The organism is Mesorhizobium sp. P2_D6, assembly GCF_056404315.1.
The window spans coordinates 399,258-420,864 of sequence record NZ_JBFUEG010000003.1 but is presented as its reverse complement, the minus strand read 5'-3'; the positions used below and the strand labels follow the sequence as shown (position 1 = coordinate 420,864).

At 63.1% G+C, this 21,607-nt stretch carries 20 protein-coding genes; 14 read left to right on the top strand and 6 right to left on the bottom strand.

Annotation, left to right across the window (positions count from 1 at the left end; genetic code table 11):
• Nucleotides 1-3 precede the first annotated feature (3 nt).
• Complete coding sequence (gene tyrS, locus AC1D1L_RS08440; RefSeq protein WP_477340407.1) at nucleotides 4-1,257, bottom strand: tyrosine--tRNA ligase; 1,254 nt, start codon at nucleotides 1,255-1,257, stop codon at nucleotides 4-6.
• 267 nt (nucleotides 1,258-1,524) lie between these two features.
• Between tyrS and AC1D1L_RS08435 the strand changes: the two genes are divergently transcribed.
• Genes AC1D1L_RS08435 through AC1D1L_RS08420 form a run of 4 tightly spaced genes read left to right on the top strand, consistent with a single transcriptional unit; the run spans nucleotide 1,525 to nucleotide 5,116 of the window.
• Nucleotides 1,525-2,259, top strand: a complete 735-nt coding sequence (locus AC1D1L_RS08435) for a glycosyltransferase family 2 protein (protein ID WP_477340405.1) — start codon at nucleotides 1,525-1,527, stop codon at nucleotides 2,257-2,259.
• Entirely contained in the window at nucleotides 2,252-2,587 is a 336-nt protein-coding gene (locus tag AC1D1L_RS08430) for a lipid-A-disaccharide synthase N-terminal domain-containing protein (RefSeq protein ID WP_112561406.1), read from the top strand. The genes AC1D1L_RS08435 and AC1D1L_RS08430 overlap by 8 nt, the downstream gene beginning before the upstream one ends.
• Nucleotides 2,588-2,642: 55 nt before the next feature.
• On the top strand, nucleotides 2,643-4,286 hold the full coding sequence (locus AC1D1L_RS08425) for an ArnT family glycosyltransferase (RefSeq protein ID WP_477340403.1): 1,644 nt from the start codon (nucleotides 2,643-2,645) through the stop codon (nucleotides 4,284-4,286).
• Between the two features lie 8 nt (nucleotides 4,287-4,294).
• Complete coding sequence (locus tag AC1D1L_RS08420; RefSeq protein WP_477340401.1) at nucleotides 4,295-5,116, top strand: phosphatase PAP2 family protein; 822 nt, start codon at nucleotides 4,295-4,297, stop codon at nucleotides 5,114-5,116.
• Here AC1D1L_RS08420 and AC1D1L_RS08415 read toward each other — a convergent pair.
• Both AC1D1L_RS08415 and AC1D1L_RS08410 read right to left on the bottom strand, forming a co-directional pair.
• A complete protein-coding gene (locus AC1D1L_RS08415) occupies nucleotides 5,110-5,760 on the bottom strand; it encodes an FMN-binding negative transcriptional regulator (protein WP_477340399.1) in 651 nt (216 codons plus the stop codon). The two genes, AC1D1L_RS08420 and AC1D1L_RS08415, sit on opposite strands and share 7 nt — an antisense overlap.
• Nucleotides 5,761-5,917: 157 nt before the next feature.
• On the bottom strand, nucleotides 5,918-6,592 hold the full coding sequence (locus AC1D1L_RS08410; protein WP_192253503.1) for an alpha/beta hydrolase: 675 nt from the start codon (nucleotides 6,590-6,592) through the stop codon (nucleotides 5,918-5,920).
• Nucleotides 6,593-6,832: 240 nt separating this feature from the next.
• Here AC1D1L_RS08410 and AC1D1L_RS08405 point away from each other — a divergent pair, with 240 nt between their 5' ends.
• The 7 genes from AC1D1L_RS08405 to sufA all read left to right on the top strand — a co-directional run bounded on the left by AC1D1L_RS08405 (nucleotide 6,833) and on the right by sufA (nucleotide 13,994).
• On the top strand, nucleotides 6,833-7,996 hold the full coding sequence (locus tag AC1D1L_RS08405; protein WP_477340397.1) for a cysteine desulfurase family protein: 1,164 nt from the start codon (nucleotides 6,833-6,835) through the stop codon (nucleotides 7,994-7,996).
• 188 nt (nucleotides 7,997-8,184) lie between these two features.
• The gene (gene sufB, locus AC1D1L_RS08400) at nucleotides 8,185-9,702 is read left to right on the top strand and encodes a Fe-S cluster assembly protein SufB (protein WP_023700863.1); all 1,518 of its coding nucleotides are present in this window, start codon (nucleotides 8,185-8,187) and stop codon (nucleotides 9,700-9,702) included.
• Between the two features lie 27 nt (nucleotides 9,703-9,729).
• Nucleotides 9,730-10,485: a Fe-S cluster assembly ATPase SufC gene (sufC, locus tag AC1D1L_RS08395; protein WP_023694111.1), complete on the top strand. Its 756-nt coding sequence runs from the start codon at nucleotides 9,730-9,732 to the stop codon at nucleotides 10,483-10,485.
• Nucleotides 10,486-10,504: 19 nt separating this feature from the next.
• On the top strand, nucleotides 10,505-11,773 hold the full coding sequence (gene sufD / locus AC1D1L_RS08390) for a Fe-S cluster assembly protein SufD (RefSeq protein WP_477340757.1): 1,269 nt from the start codon (nucleotides 10,505-10,507) through the stop codon (nucleotides 11,771-11,773).
• A 94-nt stretch (nucleotides 11,774-11,867) separates the two neighbouring features.
• Nucleotides 11,868-13,109 carry a cysteine desulfurase gene (locus AC1D1L_RS08385; protein ID WP_477340395.1) on the top strand — a complete coding sequence of 414 codons (1,242 nt, stop codon included), beginning with the start codon at nucleotides 11,868-11,870 and terminating at the stop codon, nucleotides 13,107-13,109.
• Nucleotides 13,110-13,114: 5 nt separating this feature from the next.
• Nucleotides 13,115-13,507: an SUF system Fe-S cluster assembly protein gene (locus tag AC1D1L_RS08380; RefSeq protein ID WP_192253517.1), complete on the top strand. Its 393-nt coding sequence runs from the start codon at nucleotides 13,115-13,117 to the stop codon at nucleotides 13,505-13,507.
• Between the two features lie 106 nt (nucleotides 13,508-13,613).
• Entirely contained in the window at nucleotides 13,614-13,994 is a 381-nt protein-coding gene (sufA, locus tag AC1D1L_RS08375) for a Fe-S cluster assembly scaffold SufA (RefSeq protein WP_477309263.1), read from the top strand.
• Between the two features lie 137 nt (nucleotides 13,995-14,131).
• Here the strand turns inward: sufA and AC1D1L_RS08370 are convergent, their stop codons facing one another.
• Complete coding sequence (locus tag AC1D1L_RS08370) at nucleotides 14,132-14,629, bottom strand: GFA family protein (protein ID WP_477340393.1); 498 nt, start codon at nucleotides 14,627-14,629, stop codon at nucleotides 14,132-14,134.
• 91 nt (nucleotides 14,630-14,720) lie between these two features.
• On the opposite strand from AC1D1L_RS08370, the gene AC1D1L_RS08365 reads away from it, so the two are divergent.
• Nucleotides 14,721-15,044 carry a TfoX/Sxy family protein gene (locus AC1D1L_RS08365; RefSeq protein ID WP_477340391.1) on the top strand — a complete coding sequence of 108 codons (324 nt, stop codon included), beginning with the start codon at nucleotides 14,721-14,723 and terminating at the stop codon, nucleotides 15,042-15,044.
• A gap of 199 nt (nucleotides 15,045-15,243) precedes the next feature.
• Here AC1D1L_RS08365 and AC1D1L_RS08360 read toward each other — a convergent pair whose 3' ends face one another.
• Nucleotides 15,244-16,161 carry a pseudouridine-5'-phosphate glycosidase gene (locus tag AC1D1L_RS08360; RefSeq protein ID WP_477340389.1) on the bottom strand — a complete coding sequence of 306 codons (918 nt, stop codon included), beginning with the start codon at nucleotides 16,159-16,161 and terminating at the stop codon, nucleotides 15,244-15,246.
• A gap of 70 nt (nucleotides 16,162-16,231) precedes the next feature.
• Nucleotides 16,232-17,176: a carbohydrate kinase family protein gene (locus tag AC1D1L_RS08355; protein WP_477340387.1), complete on the bottom strand. Its 945-nt coding sequence runs from the start codon at nucleotides 17,174-17,176 to the stop codon at nucleotides 16,232-16,234.
• Between the two features lie 381 nt (nucleotides 17,177-17,557).
• Here AC1D1L_RS08355 and recA point away from each other — a divergent pair, with 381 nt between their 5' ends.
• Together recA and alaS are read left to right on the top strand one after the other, a co-directional pair.
• The gene (gene recA, locus AC1D1L_RS08350; RefSeq protein WP_112561417.1) at nucleotides 17,558-18,658 is read left to right on the top strand and encodes a recombinase RecA; all 1,101 of its coding nucleotides are present in this window, start codon (nucleotides 17,558-17,560) and stop codon (nucleotides 18,656-18,658) included.
• Between the two features lie 274 nt (nucleotides 18,659-18,932).
• Nucleotides 18,933-21,599 carry an alanine--tRNA ligase gene (gene alaS / locus AC1D1L_RS08345; protein WP_477340385.1) on the top strand — a complete coding sequence of 889 codons (2,667 nt, stop codon included), beginning with the start codon at nucleotides 18,933-18,935 and terminating at the stop codon, nucleotides 21,597-21,599.
• Nucleotides 21,600-21,607 lie beyond the last annotated feature (8 nt).

Here is a 21,607-nt window from a genome sequence, read left to right as displayed (position 1 = left end):
CCGTCAGGTTGGCCGCACCAGAACGTGTTTTTTCTTGCCCAATGAAAGCTTTGCGACGTTTTCCGGACTGAGATCCCGAGGTGTCACCATCCTGCGGTCATCCGATATTGGCTGGTCGTTGAGGCGCACGGCGCCGCCCTGAATGTGACGCCGCGCTTCGCCGTTGGACCCGGCGAGGCCCGCGGTGACCAACAGCGACAGGATGCCGATGCCGGCTTCGAGCGCTGCGCCGTCGACCTCGACAGTCGGCAGGGTTTCGGCGGTCACACCTTCCTCGAAAGTCTTGCGAGCGGTCTCCTCTGCCGCTTGTGCCGCTTCGCGGCCGTGCACGATCGCCGTGGTTTCCGTCGCCAGCACCTTCTTGGCCTCGTTGATCTCGGAGCCGCCAAGGGCGGCCAGCCGCGCGATCTCCGACAGTGGCAGGCGGGTGAAGATCTTCAGGAAGCGCTCGACGTCGGCATCCTCGGTGTTGCGCCAGTACTGCCAGAAATCATAGGGCGAGAAGAGGTCGCCGTTCAGCCACACCGCGCCCTTGGCCGATTTGCCCATCTTGGCGCCTGACGATGTCGTGAGCAGCGGTGTGGTCAACGCATAGAGCTGCGGCGTGCCCATACGGTGGCCGAGATCGACGCCGTTGATGATGTTGCCCCACTGGTCCGAACCGCCCATCTGCAGCCGGCATTCATGGCGGCGGCTGAGCTCGACGAAATCGTAGCCCTGCAGGATCATGTAGTTGAATTCGAGGAAGGACAGCGACTGTTCGCGCTCGAGCCTGAGCTTGACGCTGTCGAAGGTAAGCATGCGGTTGACCGAGAAGTGGCGGCCGACATCGCGCAGGAACTCGACATAGTTGAGCTTCATCAGCCAGTCGGCATTGTTGACCATGATGGCGTCGTTGCCGGTGTCACCGAAGCGCAGGATGCGGCCAAAAATGCGCTTGATGCCTTCGATGTTGGTGGCGATCGCCTCCGGCGTCAAAAGGCTGCGCTGGTCGTCGCGGAAGGACGGATCGCCGATCATCGAGGTGCCGCCGCCCATCAGCGCGATCGGCCGATGGCCGGTCTCCTGCATCCAGTAGAGCATGGTCGCCGATATCAGATTGCCGATATGCAGGCTGGTCGCGGTGGCGTCGTAGCCGACATAGGCGGTCACCGTTTCCTTCGCGAAAAGTTGATCCAGCCCGGTCTCGTCCGAGATCTGATGGATGAAACCGCGCTCGCTCATGACGCGCAGGAAATCGGATTTGAAGGCAGACATTGTTTCTTCCTGAAAGCGCCGGACCCCAACTGCCCGGCGTGATACGAACGCGGGCGTTTAGCATCCAAGCGGCCGAAGCAAAAGTGGTTTCCGGTTTGCGTCCGCAGAGACGGCATATGCTGGGCTGCCGCGCGCGCTTGCTTCATCGTGCCGGCTGGCGTAATGAGGCGCCGCGCCAACGGGTTCATGCAACCTTCGATCCGCTGGAACGGCACCGCACGGCATCCGCCAAAATGCCATATCCTGTGACAGAGCCCGACGCGACATATGCCGGACGCATTGATATCCATCGTCATTCCCTGCCGCAACGAGGCGGCGAACCTGCCGCTTCTGATCGATGAGATCGAGGCCGCCATGACCGGACGCGACTTCGAAATCATCGTCGTCAATGACGGTTCGACCGACGATACGGCTTCCGTGCTTGCCGCCGAGGCAGCCAAACGCCCGTTTCCGCTTCGTCAGCTGCGCCATGAAAAATCCGCCGGCCAGTCGCTTTCGGTGCGCTCGGGCGCGTGGGCGGCGCGCGGCGCCATCGTCGCAACCATCGATGGCGACGGCCAGAACGACCCCCAATATATCCCCGTGCTGGTCGACGCGCTGCGCAAGGCGGGGCCTGATTTCGGCGCCGCGCAAGGGCAGCGGCTGAAGCGCCGCGACAGCAAGATCAAGCAATTGGCGTCGCGTTTCGCCAACTGGCTGCGTGGCGCGATCCTGCATGACGACACCCGCGACACCGGTTGCGGCCTGAAGGCGATCCACACCGATATCCTGCGCAAACTGCCGTTCTTCGACGGCACGCATCGCTTTGTTCCGGCGCTGGTCATCCAGGAAGGTTACCGCGTCGTGCACTGCGACGTCGTCGACCGCTCGCGGCGCCACGGCAAGTCGAATTACGGCATCTTCGACCGCGGCCTGCAGGGCGTGCTCGATCTCGCCGGCGTCTGGTGGCTTCGGCGCCGGCGCCGCAGGATGCCAAAGGTAGAGGAAATCACGCATGGCTAACGTGTTTCAAGAACTGGCGACCTGGCTGCATCAGGTTTTCATCAAGCAGTTCGACGCCTGGATCCTGCTCGGCTTCGTCGCCCAGTTCTTCTTCACCATGCGCTTCGTCGTGCAGTGGCTCGCTTCGGAAAAGGCCAAGCGCAGCGTCGTGCCGGTCGCTTTCTGGTTCTTTTCGCTGTTCGGCGGCGGCCTGCTGCTGATCTATGCCATCGTGCGCCAGGATCCGGTGTTCATCGCCGGCCAGGCGATGGGCATGTTCATCTATGTCAGAAATCTCTGGCTCATCGCCAATGAGCGCAAGGCGGCGGCGATGACCAAGGTCGATTGAAGAAAGTCTGGGTCGACTGAAGAAAGTCTGGTCAAGGCAGGATCCGGTGGTTGCAATGAACAGGAACTACGTCCTGCTTTTCCTGTTCAGCCTGCTGCTGACGGCCAGTGGGCTGGCTTCGCTGCCGCCGATCGACCGCGATGAGTCGCGTTTCGTCCAGGCCACCAAGCAGATGGTCGAAACCGGCGATTATGTCGACATCCGCTTCCAGGACATGTCGCGCTATCAGAAGCCGGTCGGCATCTACTGGCTGCAATCGGCGGCCGTGACGCTGAGCGGCGAGGGGGCCGGGGCGCCGATCTGGATCTATCGCCTGGTCTCGGCGCTGGGCATCGCCATTGCCGTCGTGGCAATCGCCTGGACAGGCGCCAGTCTTTTCGGCGCTAATGCCGGCCTCGCGGCCGGACTGATCATGGCAGCGATCTTCGCCACCGCCTTCGAAGGCCGCGACGCCAAGACGGACGCCATGCTTCTGGCCTGCTGCGTTGCGGCGCAAGGCGCCCTGGCGCGGATCTACACCGCCTCGCGCCGCAACGCACCGGTGGCTGCCCATCTCTGGTGGATATTCTGGATGGCGCAAGGCATTGCGATCCTGATCAAGGGACCGATCGCGCCTCTGTTGTCGGCGCTGACAGTTGCGGCGCTGTTCGCTTTCGAGCGCGACGGGCGCTGGTTGAAAAACCTGAAAGTCGGCCGCGGCCTTTTGATCGTGCTGTTAATCGCACTGCCCTGGCTCGCGCTGATCACCTGGAAGAGCCATGGCGCCTTCCTGCAGCAAGCGGTCGGCAAGGACATGCTGGGCAAGGTCGCCTCAGGCGAGGAATCGCACGGCATTCCGCCCGGCTTCTATGTGCTGACCTATTCGCTGTTCATGTGGCCGTTCGGGCTGATTGCCGTCGGCGCCGGGGTGCAGGCGCTCAACCGCTTGCGCGACGATCCGCGCCTGCGCTTTTGCCTTGCCTGGTACATCCCGTTCTGGCTGGTGTTCGAGCTGATCCCGACCAAGCTGCCGCATTATGTGCTGCCGGCCTATCCCGGCATGGCGCTGCTGGTCGGCTGGCTTCTGACCCTGCAGCCGGAGGACGCCAATGCGCCGCTCAAGCGCTGGCAGTCATGGCTTTGGTGGTCGACCGCCTTCGGTCTTTGCTTGGTCAGCATCGGCCTGGCCGTTGTCTCGGTCGGCGCGCCGATCTATCTCGCCAAGGCCTTCTCGTGGTGGAGCATTCCGGCCGCGCTTGCCGCGCTCGTCACCGGCTATCTCGCCTTCCCCCGCCGTTTGCAGGTGCCGCTCCCCCGCATCGGCGCGATCGCGGCCGGCGCCGGCGTCACCCTTGGCTTGCTGTTCGGGATGATTGCCCCGTCGCTGAAGCCGATCTGGCTGAGCCCGGCGATCAAGGCCGCGGTCGACGCGAACCGTCCCTGCGACACGACCGTGCTTGCCTCGGCACCATATCACGAACCGAGCCTTGTCTTCCTGGTCGGAACCAAGACGATCCTGACCGATGTCGACGGCGTCGCCGCACACCTGCTCGGCGATCCGGCTTGCGCGCTCGGGCTGGCGCCTGTCGCCGACGAGAAGAAGCTGAGCGACATGCTGGCCGCGCAAGGCAAGACGGCCAACCGCCTCACCGAGATCGACGGCCTCAATTATTCCTCGGGCGACAGGCTGTCTCTTGGCCTCTACCGGGTGGCCAAGTGAAAACCCCCGTGACGCCATCTGTGGTGTTTCGTCGGTCGCGCGACAATCTCCTCGACACGATGCGCATCGTCAAAAGGCGCTTTGCCGTGCGCAGAGCCCACTATCCCCGCATCGCTTGGCCGGTCTGGCTGCTGGCCTGGATCATGCTCGCCGCCGCGGCGTTCGTTCGCCTAGACCGAGCGGCAGGCGTCCTCTGGGGGGAATGGCCGCCTCGTCTTGCCCGGTTTACCGAGTTTTTCACCGTTTTTGGCCTCGGTGGCTGGTATCTTGTCCCGGCAGCTGCCTGCCTTGTTGCCGCCAATCTGACGGATTGGCGAAGCCTTTCCAGGCGATCGCGGATGCTGGTCTACAACTGGACTTGCTTTGCCTTCCTGGTGCTTGGCGGGATTGGCCTGTCAGGCCTTGCGGTCAATGTGCTGAAATACGGCATCGGCCGGGCACGGCCGCTCTATTTCGACAATTTCGGCGTACTGTCACTGCATCCATTCGCCATGAATGCCCGCTTTGCCGCTTTTCCATCCGGCCACGCTACCACCATGGGCGCCGTGTTCGGCATCGCTCTGCTGCTGTTTCCAAAGCGCTGGTACGTCGCCCTGGCAATCACCGCCTGCATCGCTTCCACCCGGGTGTTCGTCGGGGCGCATTACCCAAGCGATACGGTCGCCGGTTTCGGCCTCGGCTGCGCCGTCGCGATCCTGTGCGGGCTTATCCTTGCGCGGCTCGGCTTCATCTTCCGCCGGACACCGGCCGGCTTGCCTGTCCGCAAGACGACCTTTCGGTTGGCAGGCAGTCCACTGAACGTCGCTGCGGACCGGCCCGAAAACTACTGAGACTCAAGCCCGCCATATGATCGAACCAGCCCGGCCATGTCGGGCACGCCGGCGGCTTCCTTCTCCAGCCCTTCAGCGACACCGACGCGATCGGCGACAGGGCGGTTCTGGCTGACCTTCCACTTGCCGCTGATCTCGGCGATCTCGATCTCCAGCCCGATAATGCCTTTGATCTGCGACTGGATGAAGTTTGGCGGCGCATCGGTCACCGCCCAGGGCGCCTCACGCGCGCCTTCCTGCGACAGCGTCAGATCGGAAATCTGCTGCGCGATCCACTGCGCATCGTCGATCACTCTGACCATCCCGCGCACCTGGACGATGGCATAGTTCCAGGTTGGCACGACCTTGCCGGTTTCCCGCTTGGTCTCGTACCAGGACGGCGTCACATAGGCATCGGCGCCCTGGAACACCACCAGCACGGGCGATGCCGGATTGTCGGCCAGCAGGCGCCATTGCGGGTTGGCCTTGGCAAGGTGCGCGCGCAGCTTGCCGTTCGGCCCGGCCTCGGTATCAAGCAGGAACGGGATGGCGTTGGCGATGGGGCCGTCCTGTCCATTTGAAATCAGCAGGCCAAGCGGGTGCGAACGGATGAGCCCGTGCAGGACGTCTTGGCGCGTCTCTACGAAATGAGGAGGTTGGTACATGATCGGTCACGCCCTCTTCGGTTTCCACAACTTGGCATTCTGCACCGTTCAGGCAGGCCGTGCTACATGTCAGGCGTGCCAGACCATATGGATCAGCGTAAAACGGCATCCGTGCCCGTCACGGACACGAATGTGAACGATGCCGGATCCGGGGGCCTTAGCGCAGCCGCTTCGGCCGCGGATCCGACAATTCGCCGGCCAGGCGCCGGTCGAGATAGTCGGCGCATTCCTCGAGCAGCAGCTCGGAATCGTTGGCGAAGAAATGGTTGGCGCCGGGCAAGGTCTTCTGCGTGATGGTGATGCCCTTTTGCGTGTGCAGCTTGTCGACCAGGCCCTGCACATCCTTGGGCGGCGCCACCTTGTCGGCATCGCCATGGATGATCAGGCCCGATGACGGGCAGGGCGCCAGGAACGAGAAATCATAAGTGTTGGGCTGCGGCGCGATCGAGATGAAGCCTTCGATCTCGGGACGGCGCATCAGAAGCTGCATCCCGATCCACGAGCCGAAGGAATAGCCGGCGACCCAGCAGCTCTTGGAATCCGGATGCAGCGACTGCACCCAGTCGAGCGCTGCGGCCGCATCCGACAATTCGCCGGTGCCGTGGTCGAATTCGCCCTGGCTGCGGCCGATGCCGCGGAAATTGAAGCGAAGCGTGGTGAAATCGCGCTTCTGGAACATGTAGAAGAGGTCATAGACGATCTTGTTGTTCATCGTGCCGCCGAACTGCGGGTGCGGATGCAACACGATGGCGATCGGCGCGCTCTTTTCCTTGGAAGGCTGGTAGCGGCCCTCCAGGCGGCCGGCCGGACCGGTGAAAATGACCTCAGGCATAAAATACTCCACGTGGCATAAGAATGCGCGGCGCCCGGAACAACTCTTTCCTCTGGCCTTGACGCAGGGCGAGCGTCTTCTTAGAAGCTAGTTTAGAATTGTTCAAAACTGGATAGCCAGCCGTGACGGCCCGGCCATCCCCGCCGCAAGCCGCGTAAATAGGACGTCTTGCCTTGCAATTTCAAGGAAATAACGCGCTATCCCTGCGGAATGGGTTTTGACGGGATCGATTGAGCGAAAATGGCCGCAGCACGCGCCTATCTCGACTACAATGCCAGCGCGCCGCTCATCACCGAGGCGCGTGAGGCGATGATTGCGGCGCTCGATCTCGTCGCCAATCCGTCGTCGGTGCATGCCGAGGGCCGCGCGGCGCGGCGGCTGATCGAGAACGCCAGGCGCGACGTGGCGGTGCTGGTCAATGCGAAACCCGAACATGTCGTGTTCACCTCCGGCGCGACCGAGGCTGCCTCGACGCTTTTGACGCCGGATTGGCAGATGGGCCGCGGCACTGTGCGCATGAGCCGGCTCTATGTCTGCGAAGCCGATCATCCTTGCCTGCTCAATGGCGGCCGTTTTCCGGCCGCGCAGGTGACGCGGATCGGCGTCGATGCCAACGGCATCGCCAATCTCGCTCAACTGACAGCTGCTCTGGTCACGCATGATAAGGCAGAAGGCCTGCCGCTGGTGGCAATCCATGCCGCCAACAACGAGACCGGCGCCATCCAGCCGGTCGAGGCCATCGCCGCAATCGTGAAGGCGGCTGGCGGCATTCTGGTGGTCGACGCGGTGCAGGCGGCGGGCCGCGTTTCCATCGATATTTCAGCGGGTTACGCCGACTATTTGATTCTGTCTTCGCATAAGATTGGTGGTCCCAAAGGCGTCGGCGCGATTGTTGCCGCGGCCGATCTGATGATGCCGAAGCCGCTGATCAATGGCGGTGGCCAGGAAAAGGGCCATCGCGGCGGCACCGAAAACCTGGCGGCCATCGCCGGCTTTGGCGCCGCTGCACGGCAGGCTCTGGCCGGATTGCAGACCATGGACGGGGTGCGGGTTCGCCGCGACGAGGTCGAGATCATCGTCAAAACACTGGTGCCGGACGCAGAAATCTTCGGAACCGGCGCGCCAAGGCTTGCCAACACGACATTCTTGGCTATTCCCGGCATCAAGGCTGAGACGGCGCAGATCGCTTTCGATCTGGCCGGCGTGGCGCTGTCGGCGGGATCTGCCTGTTCGTCGGGCAAGGTCGGGCCGAGCCATGTGCTGAAGGCCATGGGTTACGGTGACAGCCTCGGTGCTTTGCGCGTGTCCATCGGCCACGCAACGAGTGCCGGCGATATCGAACTGTTCCGTACTGCGCTGGCGGGAATAGCCCAGCGCCGGGCGGGCAGGGAACAAGCCGCCTGAGGCGGCGAAAAGAAATTCAGGCCTCGCGGCCTGGTAGAGCCGTGCGTTGAGAAGTGGCCGGGTGAATTCCGGGTCGAAACGCACTATATGGAACTTACGCCGCTTCCGGTGCCTCCAGGGGCAGCCGTTGGCGATGCCATAGTTTGAAAACTGTCGGGCCTTGACCCCGGCGTGGATGGAGAACGCTTATGCCTGCTGTGCAGGACACGATCGATCGGGTCCGAAAGATCGACGTCGACCAGTACAAATACGGATTCCAGACAGAGATCGCGATGGACAAGGCCCCCAAGGGCCTGAGCGAAGACATTATTCGCTTCATCTCGGCCAAGAAGGATGAACCGTCCTGGATGCTCGAATGGCGTCTGGAAGCGTATCGGCGCTGGCTGACGCTGGAAGAGCCGACCTGGGCGCGCGTCCATTATCCGAAGATCGATTTCCAGGACCTCTATTACTATGCGGCGCCCAAGAGCACGCCCGGCCCGACATCGCTAAGCGACGTCGATCCCGAATTGCTGAAGGTCTACGAAAAGCTCGGCATTCCGCTCAGGGAACAGGAAATCCTCGCCGGCGTGCAGAAGACCGACGCGTCCGATCTCGAGGAGCCCAGCGACAACGTCTACAAATCCGGCCGTGTGGCCGTCGACGCTGTGTTCGATTCCGTCTCCGTCGTCACCACCTTCAAGAAGGAGCTGGCGCAGGCCGGCGTCATCTTCTGCTCGATCTCGGAAGCCATTCGCGAGCATCCGGAGTTGGTGCAGAAATATCTCGGCTCGGTCGTGCCGACCTCCGACAATTTCTACGCCACGCTGAATTCTGCCGTGTTCACCGACGGTTCCTTCGTCTTCGTGCCCAAGGGCGTGCGCTGCCCGATGGAGCTGTCGACCTATTTCCGCATGAACGAGAAGAACACCGGCCAGTTCGAGCGCACGCTGATCATCGCCGAGGAGGGGGCTTACGTCTCCTATCTCGAAGGCTGCACGGCACCGCAGCGCGACGAGAACCAGTTGCATGCCGCCGTCGTCGAACTGGTGGCGCTCGACGATGCCGAGATCAAATATTCGACGGTGCAGAACTGGTACCCCGGCGACGCCGAGGGCAAGGGCGGCATCTACAATTTCGTCACCAAGCGCGGCGACTGCCGCGGCGACCGTTCGAAGATCTCGTGGACGCAGGTCGAGACCGGCTCGGCGATCACCTGGAAATATCCAAGCTGCATCCTGCGCGGCGACGATTCCTCCGGCGAGTTCTATTCGATCGCGGTGTCGAACGGCTACCAGCAGGTCGATAGCGGCACCAAGATGATCCACCTCGGCAAGAACACGTCGAGCCGCATCATCTCCAAGGGCATCGCCGCCGGCTTCTCACAAAACACCTATCGCGGCCAGGTCTCAGCGCACCGCAAGGCGACCAACGCCCGCAACTTCACCAATTGCGATAGTCTCCTGATCGGCGACCAGTGCGGCGCGCACACCGTGCCCTACATGGAAGCCAAGAATTCGACGGCGCAGTTCGAGCATGAGGCGACGACCTCGAAGATTTCCGAGGACCAGAAGTTCTACGTCATGCAGCGCGGCATTCCTGAAGAGGAAGCGATCGCGCTGATCGTCAACGGCTTCGTCAAGGACGTCATCCAGCAGCTGCCGATGGAGTTCGCGGTCGAAGCGCAGAAGCTGATCGGCATCAGCCTTGAGGGCTCGGTCGGCTGACCGGAGAGATATTCAGGAAAGAAAAGAATGCTTGAGATCAAGAACCTGCATGCCCGCATCGTCGATGACGGCACCGAGATTATCCGCGGCCTGAACCTGACGGTGAAAGCCGGCGAGGTCGCCGCCATCATGGGCCCGAACGGCTCGGGCAAATCGACGCTGTCCTACATTCTCGCTGGCCGCGAGGACTATGAGGTCACCGAAGGCGACATCCTCTACAACGGCCAGTCGATCCTCGAAATGGACCCGGCCGAGCGCGCCACGGCGGGCATCTTCCTCGCCTTCCAATATCCTATGGAGATACCGGGCGTCGCCACCATGGAATTCCTCAAAGTGGCGATGAATGAGCAGCGCAAGGCGCGCGGCGAGGAACCGCTGAAAATCCCGGAATTTCTGAAGCGGGTGAAGGAAGCGGCCGCCTCGCTGAACATGGACATGGCGATGCTGAAGCGGCCGCTCAATGTCGGCTTCTCCGGCGGCGAGAAGAAGCGCGCCGAGATCCTGCAGATGAAGCTCTTGGAGCCGAAACTCTGCGTGCTCGACGAGACCGATTCCGGCCTCGACATCGACGCGCTGAAGATCGTCTCGGACGGCGTCAATGCGCTGCGTTCGCCAGAGCGCGCCATCGTCGTCATCACCCACTACCAGCGCCTGCTCGAGCACATCGTGCCGGATAGCGTGCACGTCCTCTACAAAGGTCAGGTGATCAAGTCCGGCGACAAGTCGCTGGCGCTCGATCTCGAAGCCAATGGCTATGCCGGCGTGATCGGCGAAGCCGCGTGAGATGCCAGAGGCCAAGCTGATGAACATGCACTCGACACCCCAGCGCACCCAGGCCGAGACGGCACTGATCGACGCTTTCGGCGAGCGGCTGTCACTGCTGCCGGGCGACGGCGCGGTGACGCTGAAGCGCGACGACGCCATCGAGGCGATCAAGCACGGCTTGCCGACTCGGCGCATCGAATCCTGGCACTATACGGATCTGCGCCGGCTGCTGACGATGGTGCCGGCTTTCGATCCCACAGCCGCCGCCAAGGCGTTGCCGCCCATCGTCGAAGGCTCCGCCATCCTGGCCGTGCTGAACGGCGTCTCCGGCGCGAAATTCCCTGATATCGAAGGCGTGACGGTTCAGCGCCTGTCGGAAAAGCTGACCGACGGCTCCATCGCGCCGGGCCTCGACCCCTATGGCAGCGATGACGCCATCGGCGCGCTGAACACGGCCTTTGTCGCCGACGGCTATTTCGTCGACATCGCCGATGGCGTAGCGCTGGAAAAGCCGATCGAATTGCAGAACCTACAGGCCGGCGGCCAGGTGCATGTGCGCTTTCCCGTGCGTGTCGGCGCGGGCGCCAAGGCTGCTATCGTCGAGCGTCAGGCCGGCGAGGGCGCGGCACTGGGCAGCTCGGTCAGCCAGCTGGTGCTGGGCGAGGGCGCCGAGGTGACCTGGCTGATCGTCCAGGAACAGCCGGAAACGGCCACGCATCTTGCGCAGTTCAAGGCGCATCTCGGCAAGAATTCGAAGCTGACCGTGTTCTTCATGAATGCCGGCGGCAAGCTTGTGCGCCAGGAGATCGTGGTCAGGACGACCGGCGAAGGCGCCGACTTCAAATTGCGCGGCATCAACCTTTTGGCCGGCGACACCCATACCGACGTGACCATGGTGCTCGACCATGCCGTGCCGCACACGACCTCGACGGAAGTGATCCGCAATGTCGTGACCGGAAAGGCGCGCGGCGTCTTCCAGGGCCGCATCAACGTCCATCAATACGCGCAGAAGACCAACGCCAAGATGGCCTGCAACACGCTGCTCCTGTCCGACGACGGCGAGTTCTCGACCAAGCCGGAGCTGGAAATCTTCGCCGACGACGTCATCTGCGGCCACGGCGCCACCGTCACCGAGATCGACCACAACCATCTGTTCTATCTGATGGCACGCGGCATCGACGAGAAGAGCGCGCGGGGGCTTCTGGTCAAGGCGTTCGTCGCCGAAGTGATCGAGGAACTGGATGACGAGGCGCTGGTCGAGGCGCTGGAAGTGCGGCTCGACGACTGGTTTGTGGCGCACGGGTAGCGCCTTACCTTCTCCCCTTGTGGGAGAAGGTGGATCGGCGCGTAGCGCCGAGACGGATGAGGGGTGGGTGACGGAATAAGGCTCTGAAGTTGTAATGGACCAGAAACTCGAAACCACCCCTTATGACGTCGAGGCGATCCGCCGCGACTTCCCGATCCTGTCGCGCGAAGTTTACGGCAAGCCGCTCGTCTATCTCGACAACGGCGCGTCGGCGCAGAAGCCGCAGGTGGTGCTGGATACAATCCAGCACGCCTATTCCCGGGAATACGCCAACGTCCATCGCGGCCTGCATTTCCTGTCCAACGCCGCGACCGACGCCTATGAAAAGGCGCGGGAGACCGTGCGCCGCTTCCTCAATGCGCCGAGCACCGACAACATCGTCTTCACCTCGAACACGACAGCCGCCATCAACACCGTCGCTTACGGCTATGGCATGCCCAATATCGGCGAGGGCGACGAGATCGTGCTGTCGATCATGGAGCACCACTCCAACATCGTGCCGTGGCATTTCATCCGCGAACGCCAGGGCGCCAAGCTGGTCTGGGTGCCGGTCGACGATCTCGGCGTCTTCCACATCGAGGAATTCGAAAAGCGCCTGACCGACCGCACCAAGCTTGTCGCGATCACCCAGATGTCGAATGCGCTGGGCACGGTGACGCCGATCAAGGAGATCGTGCGCATCGCGCATGCCCGCGGCATTCCGGTGCTGGTCGACGGCAGCCAGAGCGCCGTGCATATGCCGATTGACGTCCAGGATCTCGACTGCGATTTCTTCGTCTTCACCGGCCACAAGGTCTACGGTCCCTCCGGCATCGGCGTGCTCTACGGCAAGAAGGACATTCTGCAGGGCATGCGCCCCTTCATGGGCGGCGGCGAGATGATCGAGGAGGTGACGGAAGACATCGTCACCTACAACGAGCCGCCGCATCGCTTCGAGGCCGGCACGCCGCCGATCGTGCAGGCGATTGGCCTCGGTGCAGCACTGGAGTACATGGAAAAAATCGGCCGCGAGCGCATTGCCGCCCACGAGGCCGATCTCAAGACCTATGCGCATGAGCGGCTGCGCGCCATCAATTCGCTGCGCATCTTCGGCGACGCGCCCGGCAAGGGCGCCATCATCTCGTTCGAATTGCAGGGCATTCACGCCCATGACGTGTCGATGGTGATCGACAGGGAAGGCGTGGCGGTCCGCGCCGGCACCCATTGCGCCCAGCCGCTGTTGAAACGCTTTGGCGTAACCTCCACATGCAGGGCATCGTTCGGCATGTATAATACAAGGGCCGAAGTCGACGCTTTGGCCGAAGCGCTTGAAAAAGCGCGCAAGTTCTTTGGATGATGACCATGGATGATGCGAGCCACACCACAGAGACCGCGCCGGAAGCGGCCATCAATCCGCTGGTTTCAGCTTCGACCATTCCGGCCGATGAACTGGCGCGGCTGACCGACGATATCGTCTCGGCGCTGAAGACGGTCTACGACCCGGAAATCCCGGCCGACATCTACGAGCTCGGCCTGATCTACAGGATCGACATCGAGGACGACCGCTCGGTCAAGATCGACATGACGCTGACCGCGCCCGGCTGCCCGGTGGCCGGCGAAATGCCGGGCTGGGTCGAAAACGCCGTCGGCGCCGTCGAGGGCGTCTCGGGCGTCGAGGTCAACATGACCTTCGACCCACCCTGGTCGCCCGACCGCATGTCGGAAGAGGCGCAGGTGGCAGTGGGTTGGTACTGAGGTTGGCAGAGGCTGGCGTACTTGCGCCAGTGGTAAAACTTCACCATTTTAGGTGAAGAATCATTCGGCGGGCCTTGAACCTGCATGGAATGGAAGAGGAAAAAGAATGGGACGCTTCGCCGTCATCACGATGACCGAAAAGGCCGCCGACCGGGTGCGTGAGATCGTCGCCACGCGTGACAATGCGCATGGCATTCGCCTTGGCATCAAGAAGGGCGGCTGCGCCGGTATGGAATACACGGTCGATCTGGTGACCGAGCCCAACACCAAGGACGACCACATCGAGCGCGACGGCGCCCATGTCTATGTCGCGCCTGAAGCAGCCCTTTTCCTGTTCGGCACAGAGATGGATTTCGAGCAGACGACGCTGCGCACCGGCTTCACCTTCCACAACCCGAACCAGAGTTCGGCCTGCGGCTGCGGCGAATCCGTCGAGCTGAAGCCGGCGGATTTGAAGAAGCTGGCCGAAGCGCGCGAGTCGGCCTGACACCTCCTCCTTCTCCCCGTTCACGGGGAGAAGGTGTCACGAAGTGACGGATGAGGGGCAGCGCTGCCCTATCCGAAGTTGGCGCCGCCCCTCATCTGCCTGCCGGCATCTTCTCCCCGTGAACGGGGAGAAGGACCTTACTTCACCCACATCTTCGTCCGCTTGTGCCAGTCGGCGATCGATTCCTCGGGATAGGCGTCGAAGACCTTATCCCTTTTGCCGATCACCGGCTCGACCCAGCTCGCCTTGTATTTCAGCATCAAATGCACCTTTTCCGGCGGCTTCGGCAGCTCGCTGTCGATCGCCGAAGCGAAGGGATGCACCAGATCCGGCCAGGTCGGATCGTAGAGCCACAGCGCCGATCCGCATTTTTTGCAGAAATTGCGCTCGCCCGACGAGATTTCGCACGTTGGATGCTCGTCGTCCTCGATCTCGGCACGAAAGACGCCGAGGCTGCGCTTGCCCCTGATCTTCAGCGTCTTGTAATCGGCGCCGAGATTGATGGCGAAGCCGCCGCCGCCCTGCTGCTTGCGGCAGATCGAGCAGTAGCACAGCATGAACGGCACCGGTGTGTGGCTTTCCACCTCGAAGTGGACGGCATCGCAGCGGCAGGATCCTTTGAGCAGAAGCGGCATGGCAAAACTCCGACGAATCTCGTTCTCAACCTGTCAGCATGGTTTTGGTTGCGGCGATGACAAGGCCAAATCCCGGTGACATGATCGCGGCATGGACAATGAACGCATCGCCGAACTGTTCGAAGGCCTCGGCCCAGTCAGCATCCGACGGCTGTTCGGCGGCAAGGGCATCTATTTCGATGGCATCATCGTTGCCATCGTGCTGCGCGGCGAATTGCTGCTCAAGGCCGACGAGCAAAGCGCGCCCGACTTCGAAGCTGCCGGCTGCAAGCAATGGACCTACACCGGCTCGCGCCACGGCAAACTGGTTGCGATGCCGTATTGGAGCATCCCCGACAGCGCCTTTGACGATCCCGACGAGATGAGGGTGTGGGCGCGCCGGGCTTATGAGGCGGGGCGAAGGGCGGGGAAGTGATTTGACTGCTGCGAGGGCTCACGTCGAGGCCGCCCCCTCATCCGGCCGCTTCGCGGCCACCTTCTCCCCGCTGGGGAGAAGAGGCTTAAGTTAGCGCTGGCACGCTCCTCTCCCCTCGGGGAGAGGTCGGATTGCCCCGAATTGCTCTTTGCAATTCGGTCTCGGCAATCCGGGTGAGGGGGGCCTTGGCCGCGTGAACCTACAATGCCCTGGCGATCCTCGCCGCTAGCCGCGCATTGTTCTCGACCAGCGCAATATTCGTCTTCAAACTCCGGCCGTCGGTCAGTTCCAGGATTTTCCCCAACAGGAACGGCGTCACCGCCTTTCCCGTCACGTTCTGCACTTCCGCCGCTTTCTGCGCGGCCTCGATGTAGCCGGCCATCTCGTCGGCCGGGATCTCGTCATCCTGCGGCACCGGGTTGGCGATCAGCATGCCGCCGCCGAGCCCCAGCGCAACCCGGGTCTTGTAGAAATGCGCAATCTCTTCCGGCCTGTGCAGGGTCAGCGGCGCGCGGAAGCGCGACTGGCGCGACCAGAAGGCGGGCATGGTTTCGCAGCCATGGCCGATCACCGGCACGCCGCGCGTCTCCAGCACCTCCAGGGTCTTTTCGATGTCGAGGATGGCCTTGGCGCCGGCCGAGACGACGATGACCGGCGTGCGCGCCAGTTCGTCGAGGTCGGCCGAGATGTCGAAGCTCTTTTCCGCGCCCTTGTGGACGCCGCCAATGCCACCGGTGGCGAACACTTTGATGCCGACCATATTGGCCGCGATCATGGTGGCGGCGACGGTGGTGCCGCCGGTGCGTCCCTCAGCAACCGCAAAGCCGAGATCGGCGCGCGAGAGCTTCATGGCGTCGCCGGTCATGGCCAGCGATTCGCGCTCGCCGTCCGACAGCCCGATCTTGATGCGGCCGGCGACCACGGCGATCGTCGCCGGCACCGCACCATTGTCCAAAATGATCTTTTCGACATTGGCCGCCATGGCGCCATTGTCGGGGTAGGGCATGCCATGGGTGATGATGGTGCTTTCCAGCGCCACCACGGGGCGCCCGGCGGCGAGCGCCTCGGCCACCGGCGGGTGGATGTCGATGAAGGGGCGGGCGCTTTGCGGGGTCATGACGGTCTCCGGTCCGAAGTGCTGCGCGTCCCCGTAGACGGCGCGCTCCGGCAATGGCAATTCGCCGCCCTCATGCCATTTCCTGTGCGTCGGGCACAAGGGCCAGCGCCTCGTTGAAGGTGGCGGCGGTGAAGGCCGGAACGGCGTCAGCGCTTTCGATGGCGAGCGTTGCCGCGGCCACGCCTTCGCGCAGGGCCTGGCGCAGGGCCAGGCCGCGCAGCAGGGCAGCGATGGTAGCACCGGCCAGCGCGTCGCCGGCGCCGGTGACGTCGGCGACCTTTCTGGGGGCCGGCGGCAGGATCGAAAAGGCGCCGGCTTCGTCGAAACCCAGCACCGGGCCATCGCCCGCCGTCACCACGCCACTCCTGAGGCCGCTGCAGCGCAAACCGTCGACGGTCTCTCGCTCGGTGGCATTCGCGCCGACACCGGCCAGCACCATGGCCTCGCGCCGGTTCATGAAGACCTGCGCGAGCTCCTTCAGCACCGGGATCAGCCGCACCACCTTGGCCGGCGAAATGGCGATGGCATAGACCGGCTTGCCGGCGGCTAGGCCCACCAGCCGCTCCAGCGCCGATGACGGCAGATTGGCGTCGCACAGCACCGCGTCGGCCTCGGCGACCACCTCGCGCACCTTGGAGCGGCGGATCTGCTTGGGGAACGCCAGATCATAGAGCGCCATGTCGGCAAAGCCGGTGATCAGCTCGCCGTCACGGTCGATCAGCGCCGTATAGCTTGGCGTGGTGCGGTCGAGGAACACCGCCGACAGATCGGCGATGCCGGCTTCAGCGATGGCACGCGACACCGTCTCGCCCGCCGCATCGCCGCCGCGCATCGACATCAGCGAGGCCGAGACGCCGCGCCGCACGAGGCTGCGCAGCGCGTTGAAGACGCCGCCGCCGACATCCTCGCGCATCGTGCCGGGGTTGGACGCCGCAGGCACGTAATCGCCCGACACCTGGCCGCGCCGGTCGATATGGGCGCCGCCCACCGCCAGGATTTTTGCAGATTTCACCATGCCGGCGATATGACCTTTGTTATTCCTGCCGCACAAGCGTCCAGCAATTCCAGGAAAAGTGTGAAACGGTTTTCCGTCCGGAATTGCGTCAAAAGGAGATAGAGCAGTTCGCTGTTTCCATGAAACAGCGAACTGCTCTAGGCTGTGCGGCGGAGCTTCGCAGGCAAGCCAGCGATTCGGGCGGAGCCAAACCGCCGGACCGTCTGGCCCAATGCGGAAAGCGTCCGAAAACCAAACCACGAGACAAAAAAAGAACAAATCAGGATAAAGATTGTTTTTCAGATATTTGACCCCTCTTGCCAAACGAGAACAAAAAAGGTACAAACTGGGCAGGGATTACGGATTGTCCGGCCTTCATTGACGACCAAGGGGTGATGTATCATGGCTCAGAATTCTTTGCGGCTTGTAGAGGACAAAGCGGTGGACAAATCAAAGGCTCTGGACGCGGCGCTGTCGCAAATCGAGCGCGCCTTCGGCAAGGGCTCGATCATGCGGCTGGGGGCCAATGAGCAGGTCGTCGAGATCGAAACCGTGCCGACCGGATCGCTTGGCCTCGACATCGCGCTCGGCGTCGGCGGCCTGCCGCGCGGCCGCATCGTCGAGATCTATGGGCCGGAAAGCTCGGGCAAGACGACGCTGGCGCTGCACACGGTTGCCGAAGCCCAGAAGAAGGGCGGCATCTGCGCCTTTGTCGATGCCGAGCACGCGCTTGACCCGGTCTATGCACGCAAGCTCGGCGTCGACCTGGAGAACCTCCTGATCTCGCAGCCCGACACCGGTGAGCAGGCGCTGGAAATCTGCGACACGCTGGTCCGCTCCGGCGCCATCGACGTGCTGGTTGTCGATTCGGTGGCAGCACTGACGCCGCGCGCTGAAATCGAGGGCGAAATGGGCGATTCGCTCCCCGGCCTGCAGGCGCGTCTGATGAGCCAGGCGCTGCGTAAGCTGACCGCCTCGATCTCGCGCTCCAACACCATGGTCATCTTCATCAACCAGATCCGCATGAAGATCGGCGTCATGTTCGGCTCGCCCGAAACCACCACCGGTGGCAACGCGTTGAAATTCTACGCTTCGGTGCGCCTCGACATCCGCCGCATCGGCTCGGTCAAGGACCGCGACGAGGTCGTCGGCAACCAGACCCGCGTCAAGGTGGTCAAGAACAAGCTGGCGCCGCCCTTCAAGGTGGTCGAGTTCGACATCATGTATGGCGAAGGCGTCTCCAAGACAGGCGAACTGGTCGACCTCGGCGTCAAGGCCGGCGTGGTCGAGAAGTCAGGCGCCTGGTTCTCCTACAATTCACAGCGCCTCGGCCAGGGCCGCGAGAACGCCAAGCTGTTCCTGCGCGACAATCCCGACACGGCGCGCGAGATCGAACTGGCGCTCAGGCAGAATGCAGGGCTGATTGCCGAGAAATTCCTCGAAAATGGCGGCCCTGAGCGCGGCGAGGACGACGGCTTCGAGGAAGAATCCGGCGCCATGTAAGGCAGTTGCCAGAGTTCGGCCATAAATCCGGTCTATTATCGAATGCTTAAGTAACAGAGTTCTTTAGTAATCGCGTTCCAAACCGCCGGCCTTCGCGCCGGCGGTTTTCGTTTTTGGGCAAGTGTGAAGGCAGCCTTGCAGCTGCTGGATTGGCCCAATTCCGTGTTTCTGGACAGGGTGAAGCCTGCCCGCTAAAAGGCCAAGTCGATCTTCTAAGAAGCAGAGACCAGTTTCCGCCGGCCGTGCCGGCGGTTTTCGCGAAAAGGCAGCAGTCATGAGTGGCGTGAACGAGATCCGGTCGACATTCCTCGACTATTTCCGCAAGGAGGGCCACGAGGTCGTGGCCTCGAGCCCGCTTGTGCCGCGCAACGACCCGACATTGATGTTCACCAATGCCGGCATGGTGCAGTTCAAGAACGTCTTCACCGGCCTGGAGAAGCGGCCCTATTCGCGCGCCACCACGGCGCAGAAAAGCGTGCGCGCCGGCGGCAAGCACAACGACCTCGACAATGTCGGCTACACCGCGCGCCACCTGACCTTCTTCGAGATGCTCGGCAACTTCTCCTTCGGCGACTATTTCAAGGAGCGCGCCATCGAGCTTGCCTGGAACCTGATCACCAAGGAGTTCGGGCTGAACAAGAGCAAGCTGCTGGTCACCGTCTATCACACCGATGACGAGGCGGCTGGCTTCTGGAAAAAGATCGCCGGTTTTTCCGACGACCGCATCATTCGAATCCCGACCTCGGACAATTTCTGGGCGATGGGCGACACCGGACCGTGCGGTCCGTGCTCGGAGATCTTCATCGACCGAGGCGAACACATTTGGGGCGGCCCTCCCGGCAGCCCGGAAGAGGATGGCGACCGCTTCCTCGAATTCTGGAACCTGGTGTTCATGCAGTATGAGCAAGTCACCAAGGAAGAGCGCATCGACCTGCCGCGGCCGTCGATCGACACCGGCATGGGCCTGGAACGTATGGCGTCGATCCTGCAAGGGGTGGAAAGCGTCTTTGAAACCGATCTGTTCCGCCACCTGATCGATGCGGCGTCGTCGGCGCTCGGGCAGGGGCCTGACAAGGAGACGGTCGCGTCCTTCCGCGTCATTGCCGACCATCTGCGCTCGTCCTCCTTCCTGGTCGCCGATGGCGTGCTGCCGTCCAACGAGGGCCGTGGCTACGTGCTGCGCCGCATCATGCGCCGTGCCATGCGCCATGCGCAGCTGCTCGGTGCCAAAGAGCCGTTGATGTGGAAGCTGGTGCCGGCGCTGGTGCGCGAGATGGGCCAAGCCTATCCCGAACTGCTGCGCGGCGAACAGCTGATCACCGAGACGCTGAAGCTCGAGGAAACCAGGTTCCGCAAGACGCTGGTGCGCGGCCTCGGCCTGCTCTCGGAAGCGACCGAAACGCTTCATGCCGGCGACATGCTGGATGGCGAGACCGCCTTCAAGCTCTACGACACCTATGGCTTCCCGCTCGATTTAACGCAGGACGCGCTGCGACAGCGCAGCATCTCGGTCGACCTTGCCGGCTTCACCCACGCGATGGAGCTGCAGAAGGCCGAGGCGCGCAAGCATTGGACCGGCTCCGGCGAGGCCGCCACCGAAACCGTGTGGTTTTCGGTGCGCGAACAGACCGGAGCCACCGAATTCCTCGGCTACGAGACTGAAGCTGCGGAAGGCCTCATCCAGGCGCTGGTCAAGGACGGCAAGACCGTCGACAGCGCCGGCAAGGGCGACGCCGTGGCGGTGGTCGTCAACCAGACGCCGTTCTATGGCGAATCCGGTGGCCAGATGGGCGACACCGGCGTCATCTCCGGCGAAGGTTTCTCGATCGAGGTTTCCGACACGCAGAAGAAGGCCGACGGTCTGTTCGTGCATCTGGGCAAGGTGGCAAGCGGCACCGTAAAAACGGGTGCCGCCGTCGAGCTGAAGGTTGATCATGCGCGCCGCACCAGGCTGCGCGCCAACCATTCGGCGACGCATCTGATCCACGAGGCTTTGCGCGAGGTGCTGGGCACCCATGTCGCGCAGAAAGGCTCGCTGGTCGCGCCGGAGCGGCTGCGTTTCGACATCTCGCACAACAAGCCGATCTCGGCGGAAGACCTCGAAGAGGTCGAGCGCATGGCCAACGAAATCGTCGTCCAGAACAGCCCGGTGACGACCCGCCTGATGTCGGTCGACGATGCCATTGCCGAAGGCGCCATGGCGCTGTTCGGCGAAAAATATGGTGACGAGGTGCGTGTCGTGTCGATGGGCACTGGCCTGCACGGCGCCAAGGCCAACCGGCCCTATTCGGTCGAGCTCTGCGGCGGCACCCATGTTCGGGCAACCGGCGATATCGGTCTGATCCGCGTCGTCTCCGACAGCGCGGTCGCCGCCGGCGTGCGCCGCATCGAGGCGCTGACCGGCGAAGCCGCGCGCAAACATCTCGACGAGCAGGACAGGCGGTTGAAGGCCGTCGCCTCGACATTGAAGATCTCGCCGGCCGACGTGCCGGCGCGTGTCGAGACGCTGCTTGAAGAGCGCAAGAAGCTCGAGAAGGAACTGAGCGAAGCGCGCAAGAAGCTGGCGCTGGGCGGCGGCGCCGCGGCCGGCGCGCCCTCAGAGAACGAGACCGTCGCCGGTGTCGGCTTCCTCGGCAAGGCCGTTTCCGGCGTGTCGCCGAAGGATTTGAAGCCGCTGGCCGATGCGGGAAAAACCTCGCTCGGCTCGGGTGTCGTCGTCTTCGTCGGCGCCGGTGAGGACAACAAGGCAAGCGTCGTCGTCGCCGTCACCGATGACCTTGTCGGCCGCTTCAGCGCCGTCGATCTGGTGCGCGTTGCGTCCGCCGCCTTGGGCGGGCAGGGCGGCGGCGGCCGGCCCGACATGGCGCAGGCCGGCGGCCCGGATGCGTCCAAGGCCAATGATGCGATCGCCGCGGTCAAGGCGGCACTGGAGGCAGCCTGAAAGCCGCC

Bases quoted from the DNA above. Each gene is read 5' to 3' on its own strand.
- AC1D1L_RS08405 (WP_477340397.1), top strand. From the start codon at position 6,833: ATGGCCGCAGCACGCGCCTATCTCGACTACAATGCCAGCGCGCCGCTC.
- AC1D1L_RS08380 (WP_192253517.1), top strand. From the start codon at position 13,115: ATGGATGATGCGAGCCACACCACAGAGACCGCGCCGGAAGCGGCCATC.
- tyrS (WP_477340407.1), bottom strand. From the start codon at position 1,257: ATGTCTGCCTTCAAATCCGATTTCCTGCGCGTCATGAGCGAGCGCGGT.
- AC1D1L_RS08435 (WP_477340405.1), top strand. From the start codon at position 1,525: ATGCCGGACGCATTGATATCCATCGTCATTCCCTGCCGCAACGAGGCG.
- sufA (WP_477309263.1), top strand. From the start codon at position 13,614: ATGGGACGCTTCGCCGTCATCACGATGACCGAAAAGGCCGCCGACCGG.
- AC1D1L_RS08370 (WP_477340393.1), bottom strand. From the start codon at position 14,629: ATGCCGCTTCTGCTCAAAGGATCCTGCCGCTGCGATGCCGTCCACTTC.
- AC1D1L_RS08360 (WP_477340389.1), bottom strand. From the start codon at position 16,161: ATGACCCCGCAAAGCGCCCGCCCCTTCATCGACATCCACCCGCCGGTG.
- AC1D1L_RS08410 (WP_192253503.1), bottom strand. From the start codon at position 6,592: ATGCCTGAGGTCATTTTCACCGGTCCGGCCGGCCGCCTGGAGGGCCGC.
- AC1D1L_RS08425 (WP_477340403.1), top strand. From the start codon at position 2,643: ATGAACAGGAACTACGTCCTGCTTTTCCTGTTCAGCCTGCTGCTGACG.
- AC1D1L_RS08415 (WP_477340399.1), bottom strand. From the start codon at position 5,760: ATGTACCAACCTCCTCATTTCGTAGAGACGCGCCAAGACGTCCTGCAC.
- sufD (WP_477340757.1), top strand. From the start codon at position 10,505: ATGAACATGCACTCGACACCCCAGCGCACCCAGGCCGAGACGGCACTG.
- recA (WP_112561417.1), top strand. From the start codon at position 17,558: ATGGCTCAGAATTCTTTGCGGCTTGTAGAGGACAAAGCGGTGGACAAA.
- AC1D1L_RS08430 (WP_112561406.1), top strand. From the start codon at position 2,252: ATGGCTAACGTGTTTCAAGAACTGGCGACCTGGCTGCATCAGGTTTTC.
- AC1D1L_RS08365 (WP_477340391.1), top strand. From the start codon at position 14,721: ATGGACAATGAACGCATCGCCGAACTGTTCGAAGGCCTCGGCCCAGTC.
- AC1D1L_RS08355 (WP_477340387.1), bottom strand. From the start codon at position 17,176: ATGGTGAAATCTGCAAAAATCCTGGCGGTGGGCGGCGCCCATATCGAC.
- sufB (WP_023700863.1), top strand. From the start codon at position 8,185: ATGCCTGCTGTGCAGGACACGATCGATCGGGTCCGAAAGATCGACGTC.
- AC1D1L_RS08385 (WP_477340395.1), top strand. From the start codon at position 11,868: ATGGACCAGAAACTCGAAACCACCCCTTATGACGTCGAGGCGATCCGC.
- alaS (WP_477340385.1), top strand. From the start codon at position 18,933: ATGAGTGGCGTGAACGAGATCCGGTCGACATTCCTCGACTATTTCCGC.
- sufC (WP_023694111.1), top strand. From the start codon at position 9,730: ATGCTTGAGATCAAGAACCTGCATGCCCGCATCGTCGATGACGGCACC.